19 protein-coding genes and 1 pseudogene are annotated in these 22651 nt (G+C 61.6%); 14 read left to right on the plus strand and 6 right to left on the minus strand.

Going from position 1 to position 22651, the window contains the following annotated elements:
* Window positions 1-12 precede the first annotated feature (12 nt).
* Window positions 13-1071, plus strand: coding sequence for a hydrogenase expression/formation protein HypE (hypE, locus tag RF819_RS15900; protein ID WP_078365882.1), 1059 nt, complete (start codon window positions 13-15; stop codon window positions 1069-1071).
* A 15-nt stretch (window positions 1072-1086) separates the two neighbouring features.
* On the opposite strand, the gene RF819_RS15905 is transcribed toward hypE, so the two are convergent.
* From RF819_RS15905 to RF819_RS21100, 3 genes are all read right to left on the minus strand, one after another.
* Window positions 1087-1494 carry a type II toxin-antitoxin system VapC family toxin gene (locus RF819_RS15905; RefSeq protein WP_078365883.1) on the minus strand — a complete coding sequence of 136 codons (408 nt, stop codon included), beginning with the start codon at window positions 1492-1494 and terminating at the stop codon, window positions 1087-1089.
* A gap of 11 nt (window positions 1495-1505) precedes the next feature.
* Window positions 1506-1799: a type II toxin-antitoxin system Phd/YefM family antitoxin gene (locus RF819_RS15910; RefSeq protein WP_078365884.1), complete on the minus strand. Its 294-nt coding sequence runs from the start codon at window positions 1797-1799 to the stop codon at window positions 1506-1508.
* 94 nt (window positions 1800-1893) lie between these two features.
* Window positions 1894-2085, minus strand: a complete 192-nt coding sequence (locus tag RF819_RS21100) for a hypothetical protein (RefSeq protein ID WP_143541735.1) — start codon at window positions 2083-2085, stop codon at window positions 1894-1896.
* Window positions 2086-2118: 33 nt separating this feature from the next.
* Here RF819_RS21100 and RF819_RS15915 point away from each other — a divergent pair, with 33 nt between their 5' ends.
* The 10 genes from RF819_RS15915 to kdpE all read left to right on the plus strand — a co-directional run bounded on the left by RF819_RS15915 (window position 2119) and on the right by kdpE (window position 15972).
* A complete protein-coding gene (locus tag RF819_RS15915; RefSeq protein ID WP_078365885.1) occupies window positions 2119-3597 on the plus strand; it encodes a sigma-54-dependent transcriptional regulator in 1479 nt (492 codons plus the stop codon).
* Complete coding sequence (locus RF819_RS15920; RefSeq protein ID WP_078365886.1) at window positions 3590-4603, plus strand: NADH-quinone oxidoreductase subunit B family protein; 1014 nt, start codon at window positions 3590-3592, stop codon at window positions 4601-4603. Before RF819_RS15915 ends, RF819_RS15920 begins: the two co-directional genes overlap by 8 nt.
* A complete protein-coding gene (locus tag RF819_RS15925; protein ID WP_078365887.1) occupies window positions 4600-6051 on the plus strand; it encodes a nickel-dependent hydrogenase large subunit in 1452 nt (483 codons plus the stop codon). The genes RF819_RS15920 and RF819_RS15925 overlap by 4 nt, the downstream gene beginning before the upstream one ends.
* A gap of 14 nt (window positions 6052-6065) precedes the next feature.
* Window positions 6066-7436 carry a sensor histidine kinase gene (locus RF819_RS15930; protein ID WP_078366990.1) on the plus strand — a complete coding sequence of 457 codons (1371 nt, stop codon included), beginning with the start codon at window positions 6066-6068 and terminating at the stop codon, window positions 7434-7436.
* A 318-nt stretch (window positions 7437-7754) separates the two neighbouring features.
* Window positions 7755-7853, plus strand: a complete 99-nt coding sequence (locus tag RF819_RS15935; protein WP_078365888.1) for a potassium-transporting ATPase subunit F — start codon at window positions 7755-7757, stop codon at window positions 7851-7853.
* On the plus strand, window positions 7853-9652 hold the full coding sequence (kdpA, locus tag RF819_RS15940; protein ID WP_078365889.1) for a potassium-transporting ATPase subunit KdpA: 1800 nt from the start codon (window positions 7853-7855) through the stop codon (window positions 9650-9652). The genes RF819_RS15935 and kdpA overlap by 1 nt, the downstream gene beginning before the upstream one ends.
* A 100-nt stretch (window positions 9653-9752) precedes the next feature.
* Window positions 9753-11810 carry a potassium-transporting ATPase subunit KdpB gene (gene kdpB, locus RF819_RS15945; RefSeq protein WP_078365890.1) on the plus strand — a complete coding sequence of 686 codons (2058 nt, stop codon included), beginning with the start codon at window positions 9753-9755 and terminating at the stop codon, window positions 11808-11810.
* 127 nt (window positions 11811-11937) lie between these two features.
* Complete coding sequence (gene kdpC / locus RF819_RS15950) at window positions 11938-12528, plus strand: potassium-transporting ATPase subunit KdpC (protein WP_078365891.1); 591 nt, start codon at window positions 11938-11940, stop codon at window positions 12526-12528.
* Window positions 12512-15259, plus strand: a complete 2748-nt coding sequence (locus tag RF819_RS15955) for a DUF4118 domain-containing protein (protein ID WP_078365892.1) — start codon at window positions 12512-12514, stop codon at window positions 15257-15259. Before kdpC ends, RF819_RS15955 begins: the two co-directional genes overlap by 17 nt.
* The gene (gene kdpE / locus RF819_RS15960) at window positions 15256-15972 is read left to right on the plus strand and encodes a two-component system response regulator KdpE (protein WP_078365893.1); all 717 of its coding nucleotides are present in this window, start codon (window positions 15256-15258) and stop codon (window positions 15970-15972) included. The genes RF819_RS15955 and kdpE overlap by 4 nt, the downstream gene beginning before the upstream one ends.
* A gap of 36 nt (window positions 15973-16008) precedes the next feature.
* Here the strand turns inward: kdpE and RF819_RS15965 are convergent, their stop codons facing one another.
* The 3 genes and pseudogenes from RF819_RS15965 to crcB all read right to left on the minus strand — a co-directional run bounded on the left by RF819_RS15965 (window position 16009) and on the right by crcB (window position 19266).
* Window positions 16009-18408 (minus strand): YgiQ family radical SAM protein, encoded by a 2400-nt coding sequence (locus tag RF819_RS15965; RefSeq protein WP_078365894.1) that lies wholly within the window; start codon window positions 18406-18408, stop codon window positions 16009-16011.
* Between the two features lie 129 nt (window positions 18409-18537).
* Window positions 18538-18813: pseudogene (locus tag RF819_RS15970) on the minus strand (DUF190 domain-containing protein); the annotation flags it as partial.
* Window positions 18814-18888: 75 nt separating this feature from the next.
* Window positions 18889-19266 carry a fluoride efflux transporter CrcB gene (gene crcB / locus RF819_RS15975; RefSeq protein ID WP_143541839.1) on the minus strand — a complete coding sequence of 126 codons (378 nt, stop codon included), beginning with the start codon at window positions 19264-19266 and terminating at the stop codon, window positions 18889-18891.
* Between the two features lie 318 nt (window positions 19267-19584).
* Between crcB and RF819_RS15980 the strand changes: the two genes are divergently transcribed.
* The 3 genes from RF819_RS15980 to RF819_RS15990 all read left to right on the plus strand — a co-directional run bounded on the left by RF819_RS15980 (window position 19585) and on the right by RF819_RS15990 (window position 22539).
* Window positions 19585-21159, plus strand: coding sequence for a methyl-accepting chemotaxis protein (locus RF819_RS15980; protein ID WP_158081300.1), 1575 nt, complete (start codon window positions 19585-19587; stop codon window positions 21157-21159).
* Window positions 21160-21297: 138 nt separating this feature from the next.
* On the plus strand, window positions 21298-22203 hold the full coding sequence (locus RF819_RS15985) for an acyltransferase (RefSeq protein ID WP_078365896.1): 906 nt from the start codon (window positions 21298-21300) through the stop codon (window positions 22201-22203).
* Window positions 22204-22260: 57 nt separating this feature from the next.
* Window positions 22261-22539, plus strand: coding sequence for a hypothetical protein (locus tag RF819_RS15990; RefSeq protein ID WP_078365897.1), 279 nt, complete (start codon window positions 22261-22263; stop codon window positions 22537-22539).
* Window positions 22540-22651: the final 112 nt, after the last annotated feature.

The following is a 22651-nucleotide window of genomic DNA, read 5'->3' on the forward strand; positions in this document are numbered from 1 at the left end:
AAACCACTTGCCATGTCCAGCTCCCCAAACTACCTGCGCCCAATCGACTTCAAACACGGCCACATTGACATGACGCATGGCGCTGGTGGCCGCGCTGCGGCCCAGCTGATCAACGAGTTGTTTGCCAAAGCTTTTGACAACGAGTACCTGCGCCAAGGCCATGACGGCGCCCTGCTGCCCCTGCCCTCTGAAGGCCGGTTGGTGATGGCCACCGACGGGCATGTGATCTCGCCGCTGTTTTTTCCGGGGGGCGACATTGGTTGCCTGTCGGTGCACGGCACTATCAACGACGTGGCCATGTCGGGGGCCAAGCCGCTGTACCTGGCAGCCAGTTTCATCATCGAAGAGGGTTTTGCGCTGGCAGATTTGAAACGCATTGTGGAGTCGATGGCTGCCGCCGCGCGTGAAGCGGGTGTTCCCATCGTCACCGGAGACACCAAGGTGGTGGAAAAAGGCAAAGGCGACGGCGTGTTCATCAGCACCACTGGCGTCGGTGTGGCGCCGCCGGGCCTGTGCATCGATGGCCGTCAGGCCAAGGTGGGCGACGTGATTCTGGTCTCGGGAACCCTGGGTGAACACGGCGTGGCGGTGATGTCGCAGCGTGAATCGCTGACGTTTGAGACCGCCATCACCTCCGACACCGCCGCCCTGCACACCCTGGTGCAAACCATGTTGTTAGCCCTGCCCGACACGCAGACCCTGCATGTGTTGCGTGACCCTACACGGGGTGGCCTGGCCACCACCCTCAATGAGATTGCGCAGCAATCCGGCGTGGACATGTTGATCAACGAGGCCGACATTCCGGTGCTGCCGCAGGTGGAAGCCGCGTGTGAGCTGCTGGGGCTGGACCCGCTGTACGTGGCCAACGAAGGCAAGCTGATTGCCATCTGCGCGCCCGAAGTGGCTGACACCCTGCTGGCGGCCATGCGGGCCCACCCGCTGGGGCAAGGCGCACAACGCATTGGCACCGTCATTGAAGACGCACATGGTTTTGTGCAAATGGCCACCCGTTTTGGTGGCCGCCGGGTGGTGGACTGGCTCAGTGGTGAACAGTTGCCACGGATTTGTTAGTGTCTGACCTGCCCACTAGTCATCAAACGGGTTCACCACTTGCACACCGCAGCCCAAAAAATCGCGCACATTACGCGTGGCCAGCACCAGTTGGTGCTCCATGGCCGTGGCGGCAATCAGCATGTCGGGGGTACTGCGAACAATGCCTTGGGCCTGAAACTGCCCACGCATCGCGCCAGCGCGCTGCGCTATGGCGGGCGTGATGGGGTAAACCGCATGCAATTGCGCCACCAGCGCGTTAAACAAGCTGAGTTTGCGGGTATTGGGCTGCCAGGCCAGGCCAAAGTGCGCTTCTTCCAAGGTGACGGCCGAAATAGCCATCAACTCCACCGACTGCAGCCACTGCATCACGCGCGTGTCAGGGGTCTTTTTGACAAATTCGCTGATGACATTTGTGTCCGCTAAAACAATGGTGGCGTTCATAGGGATACGTTTCAGACAGTGTCAGAAAACGCATTGCCACGTTGCCATGCGGTTTGCCGTGACGCTGAGGCTGCTGCGTCAAGCCCGGTATCGTCCTGCGGTGCAAATTTTTCCCGCAGGCCTATTACCCGGTCGAACAGGCTCTGTGTCTCAGTGTGCACGCCGGCCTGGTTGCGCGCAAAGTAATCGGCAGACACCAGCACCGCCACCGGCTTATTGCGGTTGGTGATGAACTGCGGCTGCTGCTGTGCGAGTGCAATCAAGGACGACAGTTGCTGGCGTGATTGGGCAATTGAAATAGACATAAGCACCTTTCATGCACATAACAAATGTACATTTTAGACAAGTATCAGCTTACTCTGCCTGCCGCAGACTGGCGAACCCACTCTGACACAGCGCTCAGAAACCAGGCAGGTGGCGGGCGAACATGATGAAATGTGTTGGATCAGGGTTTACTACGACAAGGAAGAATACACCCGGATGAACCCCTATTTTTATAGCTATCGCCTCAGCTAACATGTGGCTTGGCATCATTTTTTCTTTCACAAACCAGCCACCTGGACAGCCCGCCGCCTGGTGCAGCATCAGCAAGCTGAAACTTGCGTACGTCACACCCAAAGCCACATGAATAGCCCAGACCTGCCCTTCTCAAACATCGTGCTGCCGCTGGTGCTGGTGGTGGACGACGAAACCCATTCGCTGGACGCCATCCGGCGCAACCTGGAAGAAGATTTTTCGGTACTGACAGCCAGCTCGGCAGAAGATGCGCGCAAGCTGCTGGAGCAGCATGAGGTGAGCGTGATCCTGTGTGACCAGCGCATGCCGGGCACCACCGGCGTCAAGTTCCTCGGGCAGGTGCGCGAGTTGTGGCCCGACACGGTGCGCATCATCATCTCGGGTTACACCGACTCACAGGACATCATTGCCGGCATCAACGAGGCCGGCATTTACCAATACCTGCCCAAACCCTGGCTGCCCGAGCACCTGCTGACCACCGTGAGCAACGCGGTCGAGGCCCGTAGCCTGCAGTTACAAACCCAGCGCCTGAATCTGGAGTTGCGCACCAGCGCACCGGTGCTGCGCCAGCGCAAACAGCTGTCACTGGCCACAGCCCAGGCCGCGTTTGACTTTGACACCATGGTGCGTGCGCCCGGCAGCCCGCTGGATGCGGTGTGTGACATGGCGGCACGCGTGGCGCGTTATGACCTGGCGGTGCTGGTGACCGGTGAGTCGGGCACCGGCAAGGAGTTGCTGGCCCGCGCCATCCACTACGCCAGCCCACGCAGCGAACGTGCGTTTGTGATGGAAAACTGCGCGGCCATGTCTGACACACTGCTTGAGTCCGAGCTGTTTGGTCACAAACGCGGCTCCTTCACCGGAGCCTTTGAGGACCATGTGGGCCTGTTCCAGCGGGCCGATGGGGGCACGGTGTTTTTGGATGAAATTGGCGACACCTCTCCGGCTTTCCAGGTCAAGCTGCTGCGGGTGTTGCAAGAGGGTGAGGTACGCCCGGTGGGTGCCAGCCGACCGGTCGGCATCAATGTGCGGGTGATTGCCGCCACCCACCGCGACCTGGAGCAACAGGTGCGCTCCGGGCAGTTCCGCGAAGACCTGTATTACCGCCTGGCCAGCATCACCCTGTCGGTGCCGCCGCTGCGTGAACGCAGTGCCGACATCCTGCCGATAGCCCAGATGTTGCTGGCCCGCGCCAGTGTCGAGCTGGGCCGCCCGAACCTGAGTTTCGCCAACGATGTGGCGGCCAATCTGCTGGCCCACCCCTGGCCCGGCAACATCCGCGAGCTCAAAAACGAAATCTACCGCGCTGTAGCCCTGTCGGACGGCGACACCGTGTCGGCCACCGCGTTCTCACGGCGGGTGCTCTACGGCCAGCCGGGCCAGGCCGCCACCGCGCAAGGCAGCTCGCTGGCACAAAGTGGCAGCCTGCAGGAACGCCTGGACGCCATCGAGGCAGTGATCCTGCGCGAAACCATGTTGCGCCACCACTGGAACAAAACCCACGCGGCCAAAGAGCTGGGCCTGTCTCGGGTGGGTTTGCGGCAAAAACTGGCGCGTTTTGGCCTGGAGGGGCAAACCGATGCGTGAACCTGCTTTTAATGTGTTGTGGCTGCAATCCGGGGGCTGCGGCGGCTGCAGCATGTCGCTGCTGTGTGCCGACACCTCCGACTTTCGCGGGCAACTGCGCCAGGCCGGTATCAACTTGCTGTGGCACCCATCGCTGTCGCTGGAAACCGGCCAGGACGTCCAGCAACTGATGGCCGACTGTCTGAGTGGCAAAACCGTGTTGCACGCGCTGTGTCTGGAAGGCTCGGTGTTGCGTGGGCCGGAAGGCACCGGCCGCTTCCACCTGCTGGCAGGCACCCAGGAGCCGATGATGACCTGGGTGCAGCGCCTGAGCGCAGTCGCAAAACATGTGCTGGCCATTGGCAGCTGCGCCGCGTTTGGTGGCATCACCGCTGGCGGCAGCAACCCGACCGATGCCTGTGGCCTGCAATACGAAGGTGACCAGGCCGGTGGACTGCTGGGCAGCAACTGGCGCAGTGCGGCTGGTCTGCCGGTGATCAACATCGCGGGCTGCCCGACCCACCCGGGCTGGGTGATCGAGACACTGGCCGCCTTGGCTCAAGAACAAGGTCTGCAGGCCGAGCAGCTGGACGGCCTGAACCGGCCCCGTTTTTACAGCGACAAACTGGTGCACCACGGCTGCACCCGCAATGAATATTACGAATACAAAGCCAGCGCCGAAGCCCCCGGCGACCTGGGCTGCATGATGGAAAACCGCGGCTGCAAAGGCACCCAGGCGCATGCCGACTGCAATGTGCGCCTTTGGAACGGTGAAGGCTCTTGTATCCGCGGTGGTTACGCCTGTATCAGTTGCACCGAGCCAGGTTTTGAAGAACCCGGCCACCGGTTCGACCAGACCCCCAAGGTGGCGGGTATTCCGATTGGCTTGCCCACCGACATGCACAAGGCCTGGTTTGTGGCACTGGCATCGTTGTCCAAATCCGCCACGCCCAAACGTGTCAAGCTCAATGCCACATCGAGCCACATTGTGGTGGCGCCGGTGATCAAGAAAACACGCCTGTCATGACACGTTTGCTGGTAGGCCCTTTTAACCGTGTTGAAGGTGACCTGGAGGTGCGCCTGGAGGTGGCTGGCGGCCAGGTCAGCCAGGCCTGGGTGAACGCCACCATGTACCGGGGTTTTGAGCAGATCCTGCAGGGCAAACACCCACTCGATGCATTGGTGTATGTGCCACGCATCTGCGGCATTTGCTCAGTCACCCAGTCGGTAGCTGCGGCGCGGGCGCTGGCCGCCGCCTGCGGTGTGACACCACCGCCCAACGGCGTGTTACTGACCAATCTGATGCTGGCCTGCGAAAACGCGGCCGACCACCTGACGCACTTCTACCTGTTTTTTATGCCCGACTTCAGCCGCGAGGTGTATGCGGACAGAGCTTGGCACACGCAGGCGCTGCAGCGCTTCTCGACCCATTCGGGTGAACACGCCCGCCAGGCGGTGGCCGCGCGGCAACGCTGGCTGCAGATCATGGGCACGCTGGGTGGCAAGTGGCCACACACGCAGTCGATTGTTCCGGGTGGCTCGACCCGGGGCATCAGCAGCTCCGAGCGGTATCGGCTGGGTGCCCATGTGGCCGAGATGCGCGGTTTTCTGGAACGTGTGTTGTACGCCGCCCCACTCGAAGAGGTGGTGGCACTCGATAGTGAGGCTGCACTGGCCCAGTGGTGTATCCGTGAGCCGCTGCGCGGCGACTTGCGGCTGTTTTTGGCCATCGCACAAGACCTGGGGTTGGAGAACTTGGGCCGGGGCCCAGACCTGACCCTGAGTTACGGCGCTTTTGCCCAGCCCGACGGCAGCTACACCATGGCACCCGGTGTGTGGGATGGTCAGAGCCTGCACGCACCCAACATCGCCCAAATCACCGAAGACGCCCGTCACGCCTGGCTGGCAGATGGCGGCAGCGCCCTGCCCCCGTCTGTCGGTCTGACGCTGCCCACGATGGACAAACCCGAGGCCTACACCTGGAACAAAGCGCCACGCCTGGCTGGCCAGGTGCTGGAAACCGGCGCACTGGCACGCCAGCTGGCAGACGGCCAGCCACTGATTCGAGCCCTGTGGCAACGCAGCCGGGGCAATGTGCTAACCCGTGTGCTGGCCAGGTCGCTGGAGCTGGCCCAATTGGTCTTGCTGACTGAGCACACCCTGCGCAGCATCGAGCCCGAAGCCAGCAGCTGTGTCGACAGCCGCGTACCCGACCACGCCGATGTGTATGGGCTGTGTGAAGCCGCACGTGGCAGTCTGGGGCATTGGTTGTCCATCCGCGACGGGCGCATTGCCAATTACCAGATCATTGCGCCCACCAGCTGGAATTTCTCACCACGTGACCGCTCTGGCACACCGGGTGCGCTGGAGGCCGCGCTGGTCGGTGCACCGGTGGCCGAAGGCGACACCACCCCGGTGGCGGTGCAACACATCGTGCGTTCGTTTGACCCCTGCATGGTCTGCACCGTGCATTGAGCTCGCAGAACACCATGGACCTGCCCCGGCCAGACCTCAGCGCCACACCCCACCTGCAGGAAGGGGTGGACGAAGGCGCCTGGCTCGATGTGATCCAGAAAATGGACGAGGTTTATTCGCGCCTGCTGGCCGACGAGGTGGCGCTGGAGCAGAAAAATGCCCAGCTGGAGGCCTCACAACAACTGGTGTTCAGCCTGCTGTCCTCGATGTCGGACGTGCTGGTGGCAGCCGACGCCAACGGCTTGATCGAACAAACCAACCAGGCCCTGTGCGAGCTGGTGGGCAGCAGCGACGAGGCCTTGATGGGTGTGCCGATGCACAGCCTGTTGCACAACGGCCTGGGTGCCGAGCTGTTGCAGGGCATGATGCAGCGCACCACCCAGCTGCGCCAGGGCGACACGGTGGAGCTGATGCTGCGCGACAAGGCAGGCCAAGCGGTGCCGGTGGACTTCACCGTGACACCACGTTTTGATGGCCGACGGCGCTGTGTGGGTTATGTGTTTGTGGGCCGACCCATGGCCGAAATCAAACGCGCCTACCACCAGTTACACGAAGCCCACGAAGCGCTCAAACTGACCCAGCAGCAGCTGTTGCATGCCGAAAAAATGTCCTCGCTGGGCCGATTGGTTGCGGGGGTGGCGCATGAACTCAACAACCCGATCAGCTTTGTGCTGGGCAATGTGCATGTGCTCAACCGCTACACCACCCGGCTGCGCCAGTACCTGGACGCTTTACACGCCGAAGCCGCCTTCAGCCTCAACCCCGAGCTGGCCGCCCTGGCGCACAAACTGCGCATTGAACACATCCTGCAAGACCTACCCTCATTGATGGACGGCACCATCGAAGGCGCCCAGCGCACCGCGAGCATCGTGGACGGCCTCAAACGTTTTTCGGTGCTCGATGGTGAAGAGCGCGAGCTGGTGGCCATCAGCAGCATCGTTGAGCGCGCCATCCATTGGGTGCGCACCGGCATGAAGCTTGACTTTGATGTGGTCTTTCAGGATTGCCCGGGCTGCACCGTGATGGGCAACGCCGGGCAGCTGCTGCAGGTGCTGATGAACCTGATCCAGAACGCCTACGACGCGGCTGCCACACCGGGTGGCCCCTCCCCCAAACTGCGCATTGCTGCCAGCCGCGAGGACAACTGGGTGGTGATCTCACTTCACGACAACGGCCCGGGCATCGAACCCCAGGTGATGTCGCGGATTTTTGAGCCGTTTTTCACCACCAAACCGGTGGGCAAAGGCACGGGCCTGGGCTTGTCCATCGGCTACGGCATTGTCAAACGCCACGGCGGCAGCCTGAGCGCCCATAACCACCCGCAGGGCGGTGCGGAGTTTGTGCTGCGCCTGCCAACCACCGCGCCATCAGCGTCGCCCACTTGACGCTCACGCAGGCTTGTGCCTCGGCACGGCGACGCCAGCTGGCCTGAACAGACGGCAAGGCCGGACCTCTGAAGTCCAGCGTGTGAAAGTTTCGGTATTGGCGCGTCGCCCGTCGCATTTTTACGCTTTTTTTACGGCGCCATTTCCTCTTTCTTCCCCGTTTTTACGCCCAAAAAAATAAGCTTCTCCCATCGTTGTTGACAGGAGAAAGTGCATGGACATGGTGATTCTGGCCGGTGCGGCCTTGTTGTGGGCTGTGACCGCCCTGCTCGCCAAAGGTTTCGAACAGCTGGGCCAAGTTGGCAAGGGGCAGCCAGCATGATCAGCCAGCCCACCCTCTATGGCGCGGCAGGCTTGTGTGTGGCTTTGCTGCTGGTGTATCTGGTTTACGCGCTGCTGTGCGCTGAGGAGTTTTGATGAGCCCTTCTGCCTGGGGCCTGTTGGCTCTGTTTCTTGGGGTGTTGCTGGTTGCGGCCAGGCCTTTAGGTGTCTGGCTAGCGCGAATCGCTTCTGGCCAGTTGCCACACTGGATGCAGCGGGTGGAGGCGCCACTCTACCGCTTGGCTGGCACAGCGGCTGATCGCTCCATGCACTGGACGCAGTATGCGTTGGCCTTGCTGGTTTTTAATGGACTGGGCGTACTCGTGGTGTATGCGCTGCAAAGGTTGCAGATCTGGCTGCCACTGAACCCGGCGGGTATGGCCGCGGTATCGCCAGATTCCGCCTTCAACACCGCCATCAGTTTCGTCACCAACACCAACTGGCAAGGTTACGGCGGTGAATCCACCATGAGTTACCTGACCCAGATGCTGGCCTTGGCGGTGCAGAACTTCTTGTCTGCCGCCACCGGCATTGCCGTGGTGTTTGCACTGATCAGGGGTTTTGCTGCCCGCGCCACCGGGGTGATTGGCAACTTCTGGGTCGATATCACCCGCATCACGGCCTGGGTGTTGTTGCCACTGTCGCTGGTGTTGGCTCTGGCTCTGGTGAGCCAGGGTGTGGTGCAGAACTTGGATGCCTACAAGGAGGCCACCACCCTGGAAGTCAACACCTTCCAGCAAGCCAAGCTGGGCACAGACGGCCAAGCCCTGCAGGATGACAATGGCCAGCCGGTGATGGAAGACGCCCAAACCACCACCCAAACCCTGGCCATGGGGCCGGTGGCCTCGCAGGAAGCCATCAAGATGCTGGGCACCAATGGTGGTGGCTTTTTTAACGCCAACTCGGCCCACCCATTCGAGAACCCCACCGCGTTGAGCAACTTCCTGCAGATGCTGGCGATTTTCTTGATTCCCACTGCCCTGTGTTTTGCGTTTGGGCGAGAAGTGGGTGACCGTCGCCAAGGCTGGGCTGTGTTGGCAGCGATGACGGTGCTGTTTGTGGTGGCCGTGATCGCCATCACACCGGCTGAGCAAGCGGGCAACCCGTTGCTGTCCTCTTTGGGTGTCGACCAGTTGAGCAGCGCGCAACAAGCGGGTGGCAATATGGAAGGCAAAGAAGCCCGTTTTGGCATCAATGCCTCGGCCCTGTTTGCCGTCATCACCACCGCCGCTTCGTGTGGTGCGGTGAATGCCATGCACGATTCGTTCACCCCGCTGGGGGGCATGGTGCCGATGGTGCTGATGCAGCTCGGTGAGGTGGTGTTTGGCGGGGTCGGCAGCGGGCTCTACGGCATGCTGGTGTTTGCCATCCTGGCGGTGTTCATCGCGGGCCTGATGATTGGGCGCACCCCCGAATACCTGGGCAAAAAGATCGAAGTGTTTGAGATGAAACTCACCTCGATCACGATCCTGGTGACACCGATCCTGGTATTGGCAGGTACTGCCATTGCCCTCATGGCAGGCGCTGGTGCGGCGGGCATAACCAACCCGGGGCCGCATGGTTTTTCAGAAGTGTTGTACGCCCTGAGCTCGGCGGCCAACAACAACGGCAGCGCGTTTGCGGGCCTGTCTGCCAACACCCCTTTCTACAACACGCTGCTAGGGCTGGTCATGTGGCTGGGCCGGTTTGGTGTGATCGTGCCGGTGCTGGCGATTGCCGGTGCGCTGGCTGCCAAAAAACGGCTGCCGGTAACCGTGGGCACCATGCCAACCCACGGCCCCTTGTTTGTCTTCCTGCTGATCGGCACCGTGTTGCTGGTGGGTTTATTGAACTATGTGCCAGCGCTGGCGCTGGGGCCGGTGGTCGAGCACCTGATGTTGTGGCCTGCGGCATGAAACACATCCAAACCAGCTTCCCTCACCCCGGCCCTCTCCCGCTGCGGGAGAGGGTGAAAACAGTCGCTGTGCAATTTGACGTTAAAGGCGAGTCATTTTTATGAAAACAACAACTCTGAAACTGCCGGATGTGGCCTTGCTCAAGCCCGCAGTTCTGGCCTCTTTCACCAAACTCAGCCCGCGTGTGCAGTGGCGCAACCCGGTGATGTTTGTGGTCTACCTGGGCAGTATCGTGACCACCTTGTTGGGGCTGCAGGCAGAACAAGGCACGGGTTTTATCCTGGCCATTTCGGCCTGGTTATGGTTCACCGTGCTGTTTGCCAACTTTGCCGAGAGCCTGGCCGAAGGTCGCAGCAAGGCGCAGGCTGCCTCGCTGCGTGGCCTTAAAACCAGCACCTGGGCCAAGAAGCTCAAAGAACCGGTGTTTGGTTCGACTTGGTTGCCCGAACAAGCAGAAAACTTGCGCAAAGGCGACGTGGTGCTGGTCGATACCGGCGAGATGATCCCGCTGGACGGTGAAGTGATCCAAGGGGTGGCCACCGTGGACGAGAGCGCCATCACCGGTGAGTCGGCGCCGGTGGTGCGTGAGTCGGGTGGCGACTTCAGCTCGGTCACCGGCGGCACCCGCGTGTTGTCAGACTGGCTGGTGGTGTCTATCACCGTCAACCCGGGTGAGTCTTTCCTGGACCGCATGATCGGTATGGTCGAAGGCGCCAAGCGCCAGAAGACCCCGAATGAAATCGCGCTCACCATTTTGCTGGTGGCGCTGACGATGGTGTTCCTGGTGGTGACTGCCACGTTGCTGCCGTTTTCCATCTTCAGCGTGGAGGCTTCGGGTTCTGGCACGGTGGTCAGCCTCACCGCCTTGATTGCTTTGCTGGTGTGTCTGATCCCGACCACGATTGGTGGCCTGTTGTCGGCCGTGGGTGTGGCGGGCATGAGCCGCATGATGCAGGCCAACGTGATCGCCACCTCGGGCCGGGCCGTAGAGGCCGCCGGGGATGTGGATGTGCTGCTGCTGGACAAAACTGGCACCATCACCCACGGCAACCGTCAGGCCTCAGCCTTTTTACCCGCACCAGGCGTGTCTGAAGTGCAACTGGCCAACTGCGCCACACAAGCGTCAATGGCCGACGAAACCCCCGAGGGGCGCAGCATTGTGGTGCTGGCCCAGCGCCTGGGTGCCAACGAGGCTTTGACGGGTGAGGTGCTGGAAGTGCCGTTTACCGCCCAAACCCGCATGAGTGGCATGGATGCCCGCGACCCGGATGGCAGCACACGCCAGTTGCGCAAAGGGGCGGTAGATGCCATCCGCAAACATGTGGAGGCTCTGGGTGGCAGCATGCCCGCGAAAGTCCTGCGTACCGCCGACGAGGTGTCGCGGCGCGGCAGCACACCCTTGGCGGTGGCTGATGGCCAGCAGGTGCTCGGCATTGTGGAGCTCAAAGACATTGTCAAAAGTGGCATCCGGGAGCGTTTTGGCGAGTTGCGTCGTATGGGCATCAAAACGGTGATGATCACCGGCGACAACAAACTCACGGCGGCGGCGATTGCGGCCGAGGCCGGTGTCGACGACTTTCTGGCCGAAGCCACGCCCGAAGACAAACTCAAGCTGATTCGCCAATACCAAGCAGAAGGTCGCCTGGTGGCCATGACCGGCGACGGTACCAACGACGCTCCGGCGCTCGCTCAAGCCGACGTGGCCGTGGCCATGAACAGCGGCACCCAAGCCGCCAAAGAAGCCGGCAACATGGTGGACCTGGACTCGAATCCCACCAAGTTGCTGGAGATTGTGGAGACTGGCAAGGCCTTGCTGATGACACGCGGCTCACTCACCACCTTCTCGATTGCCAATGACGTGGCCAAGTACTTTGCCATCATCCCGGCCATTTTTGTGTCGACCTACCCGCAGCTGGGTGCGCTCAATGTGATGCAGCTAGGCAGCCCCAATTCGGCGATTTTGTCAGCGGTGATTTTTAACGCCTTGATCATCATGTTTCTGATTCCGCTAGCCCTCAAGGGTGTGGCCTACCGCCCGGTGGGTGCGGCGGCGCTGCTGCGTCGCAACATGGCGATCTACGGCTTGGGTGGCTTGGTGGTGCCTTTTGTTGGCATCAAACTCATCGACATGTTGCTGGTGGGCCTGCACATGACCTAGTTCTTCGCCACCGACTCAATACTATTCAAAATATAGCTATCTGCCCTTTATTCATAAGGGCTAGAGGCCAATTTGCTCACAGATTCAGCCACCCTGCCCTGCCAGGACACAATTCACAGGAACATCCATGAAAAACATACTCAGACCCGCTTTGGTGCTGTTTGTTGCGCTCTCTTTTTTGACCGGTCTGGCCTACCCGCTGCTGGTGACCGGACTGGCCCAGAACCTGTTTCCGGCCCAGGCCCACGGCAGCCTGATGGTGCGCGACGGCCAAGTGCTGGGCTCCAGCCTGATCGGGCAGCACTTCACCGACCCGGCCTATTTCTGGGGCCGCCCATCTGCCACCAGCCCCATGGCCAACAACGCCGCCGCCTCGGGTGGTTCCAACCTCGGGCCGATGAACCCGGCCCTGCTGGACGCTGTCACAGCCCGAGTGACGGCGCTGCGTGCAGCGGACCCCGGCAACACCGCAGCGGTTCCGGTGGACCTGGTCACAGCCTCTGCCAGTGGTCTGGACCCGCACATCAGCCCAGCCGCCGCGCAGTACCAGCTGGATCGTGTGGCCAAGGCGCGCCAGCTGCCTGCCCAGGTGGTGCAGGGCCTGATCGACCAGGCCACACAGCGCCCGCTGCTGGGCCTGTTGGGTGAGCCGGTGGTCAACGTGTTGCAATTGAATGTGGCGCTTGATGCACACTCCGGACATGCCTCTCTCCACTGACGCCAGACCCGACCCCGACGTGCTGTTGGCACAGCTGCGCGAGGAGGAGCAGACGGTCAAGCGTGGCACATTGCGCATCTACTTTGGGGCCAGCGCCGGTGTTGGCAAGACCTATGCTTTGCTCGGTGCGGCGCGCCAGGCGCAGCAGGCCGGGCACAAGGTCTTGGTGGGCGTGGTGGAAACCCATGGCCGCCAGGAGACCCAGGCCTTGTTGGCTGACCTGACGCTGTTGCCCCTGCGCAAGTTACCCCACCGGGGTCAGGTGCTGCTGGAACTGGACCTGGATGCCGCCCTGGCTGCCAAGCCTGACATCCTTCTGGTCGACGAGCTGGCGCACAGCAATGCCCCAGGCTCGCGGCACCCGAAACGCTGGCAGGATGTGCAGGAGTTGCTGGATGCCGGCATCAACGTCTGGAGTGCACTCAATGTGCAACATCTGGAGAGCCTGAACGGCACCGTGGGGGCCATCACCGGCGTGCGGGTCAACGAGACGGTGCCCGACACCGTGCTGGATGACGCCGATGAACTGGTGCTGGTGGATGTCACCGCCGAGGAATTGCTGGCCAGATTGAAGGCTGGCAAGGTTTACATTCCCCAGCAAGCGCAGCGGGCCAGCCAGAACTTCTTTCGCAAAGGCAATTTGATCGCCTTGCGCGAAATCGCCCTGCGCCGCACCGCCGAACACGTGGGTGACGATGTGCGCACCTACCGCACACGCCACACCCAGAAAACCCTCAGCAGCCAGACCAGCGGCACACCGGCCTGGAACACTTCAGGCGCGATGCTGGTGTGTGTGGGGCCGCAGGCTGGCGCCGAACATGCGGTGCGCAGCGCCGCACGATTGGCGGGGCAACTCAATGTGCGCTGGTTTGCCGCTTATGTGGAAACACCCGCCTTGCAAAGGCGCCCGGCGCCGGAGCGCGACCGGGTATTGACGGTGCTCAAGCTGGCCGAGGAGCTGGGTGCCAGCACCGCTGTGCTGACCGGTGAGGACGAAGCCCAGGCCTTGATGACCCATGCCCAGACCCTGAACTGTGCCACCCTGGTGCTGGGGCGGCCAGCCAGCTCGCACTGGCGCCAACTGCGGCGCATCTGGCGCCCAACGCTGGCACGCCAGTTAGCCACCCTGGCCCCCGGCATTGATCTGGTCGAGGTCGGGGCGTCTGAGAGTGTGCGCAAACTGCCCCCCGCCTTGCCACGCCCAGTGCAGGACGAGACACAAGGCCACAACTGGGTGGAAGACATGCCGCGTTATGCCTGGGCGACGGGTATTTGCCTGCTGACAACTTTGTTCGCGCTGCCCTTGGCGCGTTTGTTTGACCTGGCCAACATCGTCATGTTGTTCCTGTTGTGTGTGGTGCTGGTGGCGGTCAAGCTGGGTCGTGGGCCGTCGATGCTGGCTGCGGTGTTGTCGGTGGCGGTGTTTGACTTCTTTTTTGTGCAGCCGCGTTTTTCGTTTGCGGTGACCGACATCCAGTACCTGATGACCTTTTTCGTGATGCTGGTGGTGGGCCTGCTGATTGGCCGCTTGACCGCCAACCTGCGCTTTGCCGCGCAGGTGGCGGCGAGCCGTGAACAGCGCGCCCAGGCGCTGTTTGAGCTGACGCGTGATTTGTCTGGCGCTTTGCTCACCTCACAGGTGGTGGAGAGCGCCGAGAGTCTGGTGAGCCGTGCGTTTGGCGGTGAAGCGCGGGTGCTGTTGCCGGACGCCAATGACCAGCTTGATTGTGGTGCCCATTTACCGACCTCACTCGACACCAGTGTGGCGGACTGGGCGTTTCGCCATGGGCAGCGGGCCGGTGCGGCCACCGCCACGCTACCCGGCAGTTCCTGGCATTTTGTGCCCTTGCAGGCGCCAATGCGCATTCGGGGTGTGCTGGCCGTGCGGGTGCCCAAGCCACGCTGGCTGCTGATTCCGGAACAGATCCAGCAACTGGAAACGCTGGCGCGGCAAATCGCCATTGCGCTGGAGCGGGTGCACTATGTGGATGTGGCCCAGGCGGCGGTGGTGCAGATGGAGTCCGAACGGCTGCGCAACACCTTGCTGGCAGCCATGTCGCATGACATCCGCACCCCCTTGACCGCACTGGTGGGGCAAGCCGAGGTGTTGGCGGCTTCGACCCCCTTGAACCCAGAGCAGCGCAGCTCTGCCCAGACCATCAGCCAGGAGGCGCGTGAATTGAGCAGCCTGGTTACCAACATGCTGGAGATGGCCCGCTTGCAAAGTGGCCAGGTCGAATTACGCAAAGACTGGCAATCGGTGGAGGAAATTGTCGGCAGTGCGATCCGTTCGGCCCGCCATGCGCTGGGTGCGCTGGTGGTGCGAACTGAGCTGCCGGTCGACCTGCCTTTGGTGGAGTTTGATGCCAGCCTGATTGAGCGTGTTCTGGTCAACCTGTTGGAAAACGCCGCCAAATACGGCGTCACCACGCCCCCGGCCAACCCTGCCATGGTGGTCAGCGCCAGCGTCACACCCAACACGCTGGTGGTCAGTGTGCGTGATTTTGGCCCGGGCCTGCCGCACCACGTGAAAGGCCGGGAAGATGAACTGTTTGCCAAATTCACACGCGGCCACCATGAGTCGTCCACCCGCGGGGTGGGCCTGGGGCTGGCGATCTGCAAAGCTATCATCGACGCCCATCGCGGCAAGATCAGCGCGGCGCAGGCGGCTGACGCCGGTGCCATCTTCAGCTTCAGCCTGCCCAGAAACTCACCACCCGAAGTGCCATGACCCAGCCCGTCGTCATCCTGATCGAAGACGAAATCCAGATCCGCCGTTTTGTGCGTGCCGCGCTGGAGGCCGAGGGCTGGCAAGTGTTTGAGGCCGACACCGCCCGGCGGGGTTTGGCCGACGCCGGCACACGCAAGCCGGATCTGCTGATCGTCGACCTGGGCCTGCCCGACGGTGACGGCCTGGACCTGATCCGCGATGTGCGCAGCTGGACCAACGTGCCAATCATCGTGCTGTCAGCCCGCAGCAACGAGGCCGACAAGATTGCCGCGCTGGACGCCGGTGCCGACGACTATTTAACCAAACCCTTTGGACTGGGTGAGCTGATGGCACGGGTGCGTGCCAATCTACGTCGGCCCAGGACCGTGTCAGCCGAAGCAGCAGGTGACGCCGACACCTCGGCCAGCCCGGTCTTTGTGTTTGGTGACGTGGAGGTGAACCGGGTGGAACGCGTGGTGCGCCGCGCCGGGGTGGAGGTGCATCTGACACCGCTGGAATACCGTCTGCTCACGGTGCTGATGACCAATGTTGGGCGCGTGATCACCCACAAACAGCTGCTGCGCGACGTGTGGGGCCCGTCCCACGCCGAGCAGAGCCACTACCTGCGCATTTACATGGGCCATCTGCGGCAAAAACTCGAAGCCGACCCGGCCCAGCCACAACATTTGCTGACCGAAACCGGGGTGGGCTACCGCTTGCTCTGTGAGGCTTAGGACGCAGTGTTCAGCACCATCCCACCCACCGACCTGTCAGCGCGGGCGACGCGACGGTTTGGCGCGGCTTGTGCCGGTATCTCGTGGCGGCAAGCCGGTGTGCTGGGTCAGCATCCGGCCTTTGACCGGTTTGGCTGCAACGGCGCTCTGAGGTTTGGCACCCGACGGTGTCGAGTTCTTTTTGCGGGCACTCTGGTAACCCTCATCCCCCAGCGGCTGCCAGGTCGGGATCAGGTGGTGTTTGCCGTTGCCGATCAGGTCTGAACGCCCCATGGCCTTCAAGGCCTCACGCAACAAGGGCCAGTTGCTCGCATCGTGATAGCGCAGAAAAGCCTTGTGCAGGCGTCGGCGTTTTTCACCGCGTACCACGTCAACCGTGTCGTCGTCGCTCTGCACCTCGCGGCGCACACCGCGCAGCGGGTTGCGCCCGGTGTGGTACATCGTGGTGGCGGTGGCCATCGGGCTCGGGTAGAAGGTCTGCACCTGGTCGGCGCGGAAACCATGCTTTTTGAGCCAGATCGCCAGGTTCATCATGTCTTCATCGGTGGTGCCGGGGTGGGCGGCGATGAAGTACGGGATCAGGAACTGCTTTTTGCCTGCCTCGGCGGTGAACTTGTCAAACAGGGTCTTGAACTTGTCGTAGGTGCCAATGCCCGGCTTCATCATCTTCGACAGCGGGCCCTGCTCGGTGTGTTCCGGTGCGATCTTGAGGTAACCACCGACATGGTGCTGGACCAGTTCCTTGACATATTCTGGGCTCAAGACCGCCAGGTCATAACGCACGCCCGAGCCAATCAATATCTTCTTGATGCCTTTGAGGGCGCGGCCACGGCGGTAAATCTGCACCAGCGGATGGTGGTCGGTGCCGAGGTTCTGGCAGACACCGGGGTAAACGCAGCTTGGTTTGCGACAGGCGGCCTCAATCTCGGGGCTTTTGCAGCCCAGGCGGTACATGTTGGCTGTCGGCCCACCCAGGTCGGAAATGGTGCCGGTGAAACCTTTGACCTTGTCACGGATGTCTTCGATCTCTTTGATGATCGAGTCTTCCGAGCGGCTTTGGATGATGCGGCCTTCGTGCTCGGTGATCGAGCAAAAGGTGCAGCCGCCAAAACAGCCGCGCATGATGTTGACGGAAAAGCGGATCATCTCCCAGGCCGGGATCTTGGTGGCGCCGTCGTGGCTGCCGTTCTCGTCAGCGTAGCTCGGGTGTGGTGCCCGCGCGTAAGGCAGGTCAAACACATAGTCCATCTCGGCCGTGGTGAGCGGGATTGGCGGCGGGTTGATCCAAACGTCACGCGCCGTAGCGCCTTCACCATGCGCCTGCACCAGCGCACGGGCGTTGCCAGGGTTGGTTTCCAGATGCAGGACGCGGTTAGCGTGGGCGTACAGCACCGGGTCGGCCTTGACCTGCTCGTAACTGGGCAGGCGGATCACGGATCGGTCACGCGGCGGCAGTTTGAGTTTGCCGCTGGGCAGCGCGGGATTGGCGTAGAAGGTCAGCGGCTGAGCAGCAGCCACGGGGGCTTGTGAGGAAAATTGGCCTGTAGCCCTTGTATCTTCTGGGCTGACAGCTACTGAATCTGTAACACCCTGACCTTCTTCCTTGGCACAAGAACTGCCCTGCCCTGCAGCCTGTTCGCTGGTGGTCTGGTAGGGGTTGATGTGCGACTCGATGCGGCCCGGTTCGTCCACGCTGGTCGACGTGATCTCGAACCAGCCCAGGCGGCTGTCGTCATCGGTGCGGCGCACAAAGGCGGTGCCACGCACATCGGTGATGGCCTCGATCGGCTCACGTGCCGCCAAGCGGTGCGCCACCTCGACCAAGGCGCGTTCGGCGTTGCCGTACAGCAGCAGATCACATTTGGCGTCCACCACGATGCTGCGTCGCACCTTGTCGCTCCAATAATCGTAGTGCGCGATGCGCCGCAGGCTGCCTTCGATGCCACCCAGGATGATGGGCACGTCCTTGAACGCCTCGCGGCAGCGCTGGCTGTAGACGATGGCGGCACGGTCCGGGCGCTTGCCACCCACGTCACCGGGGGTGTAGGCGTCGTCGGTGCGGATTTTGCGGTCCGCCGTGTAGCGGTTGATCATGCTGTCCATGTTGCCCGCGGTCACACCCCAGAACAGGTTGGGTTTGCCCAAGACCCGGAACGGCTCGGCACTTTGCCAGTCGGGCTGGGCGATGATGCCCACGCGAAAACCTTGCGCCTCCAGCATGCGACCAATCACCGCCATGCCAAAACTCGGGTGGTCCACATACGCGTCACCCGTCACCAGCACGATGTCGCAGCTGTCCCAGCCCAGTTTGTCCATCTCGGCGCGGCTCATCGGCAAATGCGGGGCCGTGCCAAAACGTGCAGCCCAGAACTTGCGGTAACTGGTCAGCGGCTTGGCGGCACGCGGGAAAAAAGACACGTCAACAGGGGCGTTCATGCACACTTCAGGGGATGGGGAAGCGCCCGAGTGTAAGGTTTTGGGCTTGTCAACACGGCCATCAGGGCCTGAAACCCAAGGTCCAACGGGCTAACGACCGCAATCGGATGGCCAAAAGCCGCAGTCAACTCAGTGGCTGGCGGCGCCGATCACGCCGTACTCCACCGGCACCTTGGTGTAGAACAGGCGGACGTTTTCCTGCGCCAGCAGCGCAAACAGCGCGCTGACCTCAAGCTCAGACAGGGCAAAGGTGACCTCGACCGGCTGGTCAGCCAGCTCAAAAAAATGGGCCGAGTGCAGGCGCTTGTCATGGCCCAGGCCTTCCGACGCAGCCAGCACGGTGCCACCGGCAATGCCCAGATCACGCGCTGCCTTGATCAGCCAGTCGGCCAGCGGCAAGCCGTGGTTGCGGCGGTCCTGCTAGGTGAAGAATGTGACTTGGTAACCGTTCATCAGAAACTCCCCGGTAGATGGCAGGCCTCAGGTCAGTGCCGCCACCGTGGCCATGCCCAGGAAGGTCATGGCCAGTGAACCCAGCACATGGGTGCTGATCGTGGCAAAAGCCCAGAACAGGTTGCCCTGCTGCAACTGTGTCACCACCTCGGCAGAAAAGGTCGAAAACGTCGTCAGCCCGCCCAGAAAGCCGGTGATCACCAGCAATCGCCATTGTGGTGAGAGCTCGGTGTGCAGCGCAAAGTAGGACAGGGCCACCCCAATCAGATAGCCCCCCACCAAGTTGGCCACCAGGGTCCCCGGTGGCAAGGACGGCCACAGGCTGTTGAGCCGGGTGCTGATCAGCCAGCGCAGCACCGCGCCGAATGCCGCGCCCAGACCGATCGGAAGAATTGACGTCATCAACACAGCCACCCCATGAGCCCCCTAAAAGCCGCCCATCTTACCTGCGGCCAAGCCTTGCGCCGGTGCGCCCAGTTCTGGTATGGTAGATGGGTGTGTGACACCAATCCGTCACGAGATGTTGGGACCGATGGCGCAGCACATTGATCGACACATGACACGGTTGAGTTACATTCCTACCAAGGGATCATCACACCCGCGAAGAGGTTGGATCATGAGATTTACATACCAGCAACCCACGTTGTATGGTCCAGGATAGGCAAAATTTCTATGTCAACGACAAATACAAACTCCTTAGGTTCATTACGTTTATCTCATCGCATGATGCTGGCCTTCGGGCTGATTCTGCTGATCCTGCTGTTTCTGACGGGAATCGCCATGCAGCGAGTCCAGACGATGAGCAGCGCACTGGACGCGGCGGCGGGCACAGGTGCACAACGTAGCCAGGCTGTCAGGGGTATTGAGCGCAGTGTCAGTAATTACGGCACCACACTGCGCATGATTGGCACCTCGATGGAGAACGCCAACGCCAAAGGGCACGCGCAGCTGACCGGCATTCACAAGAGCTTCAGCGAGAGCGCCACCAAGGCGCGCGCGATGATCTCCGACCCGGCAGGTATTGCCTTGATTGACGACGTTGAAAAACGCAGTGCCGCTGTGCAGGAACTGCTGAAACTCGCCGCCCAGGAAGGTGGGGACCGTGGCCCGGATGCGGTTGGTTTTAATGTCCGTCTGATGTTCATCTCCGAATTGCCCAAGTGGACCGGCCTGCTCGAAGAATGGAAAGTCAGCTCCGAACGACTGACCGCCTGGGACGAAGAGCAAAGTCTCTTGACCGCCCAGAGTTCTGCCGGTCTGAGCACCTCCACCCACCTGATTTTGTTGACCGGTGCGGCCATTGCGCTGGTGCTCGCTGCCAGCCTGGGCTGGTGGATCACCCACAATGTCACACAAGGTGTGGAACAGGCGGTGCAAGCTGCCAGACGCATGGCCGACCACGACCTGTCTGAGCCGGTGGTTTCAGGGCGTCGTGACGAAATCGGGCAATTGCTGATGGCGCTGGAGGATTTGCGTGTGAAGCAGGGTGAGCTGGCCTTTGACGTGGTGCAAAGCTCGCGCTCCATCATGCAAGGCGCCAATGAAATCTCCCAGGGCAGCACACAACTGGGTTCACGCACCGAAGACACCGCCAGCAATTTGCAGCGCGCCGCCCATGCCATGCGGACCTTGGTGGCCTCGGTCGAACAGACCACAGAATCTGCCCGCAACGCCAATCGGCTTGCCGACTCGGCCCGCAACGATGCGGCACAAGGTGAACAGGTGGTCTCGGGGGCGGTTGCCATCATGGCCAGTGTGAATGCCGCTTCGCGTCAAATCGCCGAAATCATCGGCCTGATCGATGGCGTCTCGTTCCAGACCAACATCTTGGCGCTCAATGCGGCGGTAGAAGCCGCGCGGGCGGGTGAACAAGGACGCGGTTTTGCGGTGGTGGCCACCGAAGTGCGCCAACTCGCCAGCCGCAGTGCGGTGGCCGCCAAAGACATCCGGGCTTTGATCCAGGACTCTCAGGCCAAGGTGGAGCAAGGCTCACAACAGGTGGTCATCGCCGGTGATTCCACCCACAAGATCAGTGAATCCATCGGCCAGGTGTCTCAGATGATGGGCGTGATCCACCACGATGCGGCCACCCAGCTGCAAACCATCACGGAAACCCGTGAAGCCATGCAAGGGCTGGAGGATCTGGCTCAGCAAAACGCTGCCATGGCCGAAGAAGCCAGCGCTGCGGCGATTTCACTCACTGAGCAGGCCACCCGTCTGTTGGCTCTGGTTGAGAAATACAAGCTGCCTCCCATGACACATGCCAGCAGCCTGGATGTCCCCAGGATTGCCTACTGACAGTCAGACTGTGTTGCGCGCCGTGCTTGTGCTCGGCGTGCCGACAAAGCAGACTAAGAAAGAGGTCTGACAGCTAGAGAATCTCCTGACAAGGACGTCCTGACGGCGACACAGGCGTCAGACACACGGGATGGCACCATGTTCCACTTTTTACCTGCCCCGCTGATTGGTATCTTGGCCAGCATCCTGATGCTGCTCAACATCCTGTTCTGGGTGCCCATCTTGCTGGGCGCCTCCGTCATCAAACTGCTGCTGCCCTTCAAGGCCGTACGTCTGCTGATTGACCCGATGCTGTTGCGTATTGCCGAGGCCTGGATTGCCGGTAACAGCGCCTGGATGCGTCTGACGCAAAAACTCGACTGGCAGGTCAGCGGCATCCAGGATGTGAGCCCGCGCCAGTGGTACCTGGTGGTGTGTAACCACCAGAGCTGGGTCGATATTCTGGTGCTGCAGCATGTGCTGAACCGGCGTATTCCGCTGCTCAAATTTTTCCTCAAAAAAGAGCTGATCTGGGTGCCCATCATGGGCCTGGCCTGGTGGGCGCTGGAGTTTCCGTTCATGCGCCGTCACAGCGAGGCCTATCTGAAACAACACCCTGAAGCCCGTGGCAAGGATGCGGCCACCACCCGCAAAGCCTGCGAGAAATACGCGCTGGTGCCCACCTGCGTGATGAATTTTCTGGAAGGCACCCGTTTCACACCCGCCAAACAGCAGCGCCAGAAATCACCCTACCAACACCTGCTCAAGCCCAAGGCTGGGGGTGTGACCCTGGCACTGGACGCCATGGGTGAAAAATTTGGCGCGGTGCTTGACATCACCATCGTCTACCCACAGGGCCGCCCAACGTTCACCCAGTTCCTGATGGGGCGCGTGAGCCGGGTGGTGGTGCAGGCGCGCACCCTGCCCGTGCCTGAGGCCCCCCCCGCACCGGGACAAAACCACGAGCAGGCGTTGCGCGAGACCGTTCAGCAGTGGGTCAACCAGCTCTGGGCCGACAAAGACGCGCTGATCTCCCGCATCAATGCGAACAAAAACACGCTCTAGCCCATAAAAAAACCTGCACAATGTGCTGCTATTAATGTAGCAACCTGGTTCCCGCGCATGAACGACCTGGCCTTGTCACCCCATTTTCTGGACTTCATCCTCGTCTTCACGGTCGTGGAGTTTGTTGTGCTCGGACTGATGCACCAGCGCAGTGGCCGTGGCTTGCCGTGGCTGGACCTGGGCTTGGGTCTGGTGCCCGGTTTTCTGCTGATGCTGGCCTATCGGGTATCGCAGCCGCAGTCTCTCAGTGGGCTGGTACTGATGTGTCTGGCTCTGGCTGGTTTGGCCCACGGTGCAGATTTTTATCGCCGGTACCGGGCAACCCGTCGCCCCTAAGCCTGCCCTGGTCACTCACCTGTGGCCCACAACACACACCTGGCGTGCCGACCCTGGTAGCAAGCAGCGTTTTCACCTCCACGCCCAAACAGCAGATTTATCATGAAGACCG

Source organism: Rhodoferax fermentans, assembly GCF_002017865.1.
GTDB classification, from domain to species: Bacteria; Pseudomonadota; Gammaproteobacteria; order Burkholderiales; family Burkholderiaceae_C; genus Rhodoferax; species Rhodoferax fermentans.

Excerpts from the sequence above, each read along its gene's own strand:
- hypE (WP_078365882.1), top strand. The coding sequence starts at position 13 with ATGTCCAGCTCCCCAAACTACCTGCGCCCAATCGACTTCAAACACGGC.
- RF819_RS15905 (WP_078365883.1), bottom strand. The coding sequence starts at position 1,494 with ATGAACGCCACCATTGTTTTAGCGGACACAAATGTCATCAGCGAATTT.
- RF819_RS15910 (WP_078365884.1), bottom strand. The coding sequence starts at position 1,799 with ATGTCTATTTCAATTGCCCAATCACGCCAGCAACTGTCGTCCTTGATT.
- RF819_RS15915 (WP_078365885.1), top strand. The coding sequence starts at position 2,119 with ATGAATAGCCCAGACCTGCCCTTCTCAAACATCGTGCTGCCGCTGGTG.
- RF819_RS15920 (WP_078365886.1), top strand. The coding sequence starts at position 3,590 with ATGCGTGAACCTGCTTTTAATGTGTTGTGGCTGCAATCCGGGGGCTGC.
- RF819_RS15925 (WP_078365887.1), top strand. The coding sequence starts at position 4,600 with ATGACACGTTTGCTGGTAGGCCCTTTTAACCGTGTTGAAGGTGACCTG.
- RF819_RS15930 (WP_078366990.1), top strand. The coding sequence starts at position 6,066 with ATGGACCTGCCCCGGCCAGACCTCAGCGCCACACCCCACCTGCAGGAA.
- RF819_RS15935 (WP_078365888.1), top strand. The coding sequence starts at position 7,755 with ATGATCAGCCAGCCCACCCTCTATGGCGCGGCAGGCTTGTGTGTGGCT.
- kdpA (WP_078365889.1), top strand. The coding sequence starts at position 7,853 with ATGAGCCCTTCTGCCTGGGGCCTGTTGGCTCTGTTTCTTGGGGTGTTG.
- kdpB (WP_078365890.1), top strand. The coding sequence starts at position 9,753 with ATGAAAACAACAACTCTGAAACTGCCGGATGTGGCCTTGCTCAAGCCC.
- kdpC (WP_078365891.1), top strand. The coding sequence starts at position 11,938 with ATGAAAAACATACTCAGACCCGCTTTGGTGCTGTTTGTTGCGCTCTCT.
- RF819_RS15955 (WP_078365892.1), top strand. The coding sequence starts at position 12,512 with ATGCCTCTCTCCACTGACGCCAGACCCGACCCCGACGTGCTGTTGGCA.
- kdpE (WP_078365893.1), top strand. The coding sequence starts at position 15,256 with ATGACCCAGCCCGTCGTCATCCTGATCGAAGACGAAATCCAGATCCGC.
- RF819_RS15965 (WP_078365894.1), bottom strand. The coding sequence starts at position 18,408 with ATGAACGCCCCTGTTGACGTGTCTTTTTTCCCGCGTGCCGCCAAGCCG.
- RF819_RS15980 (WP_158081300.1), top strand. The coding sequence starts at position 19,585 with ATGATGCTGGCCTTCGGGCTGATTCTGCTGATCCTGCTGTTTCTGACG.
- RF819_RS15985 (WP_078365896.1), top strand. The coding sequence starts at position 21,298 with ATGTTCCACTTTTTACCTGCCCCGCTGATTGGTATCTTGGCCAGCATC.
- RF819_RS15990 (WP_078365897.1), top strand. The coding sequence starts at position 22,261 with ATGAACGACCTGGCCTTGTCACCCCATTTTCTGGACTTCATCCTCGTC.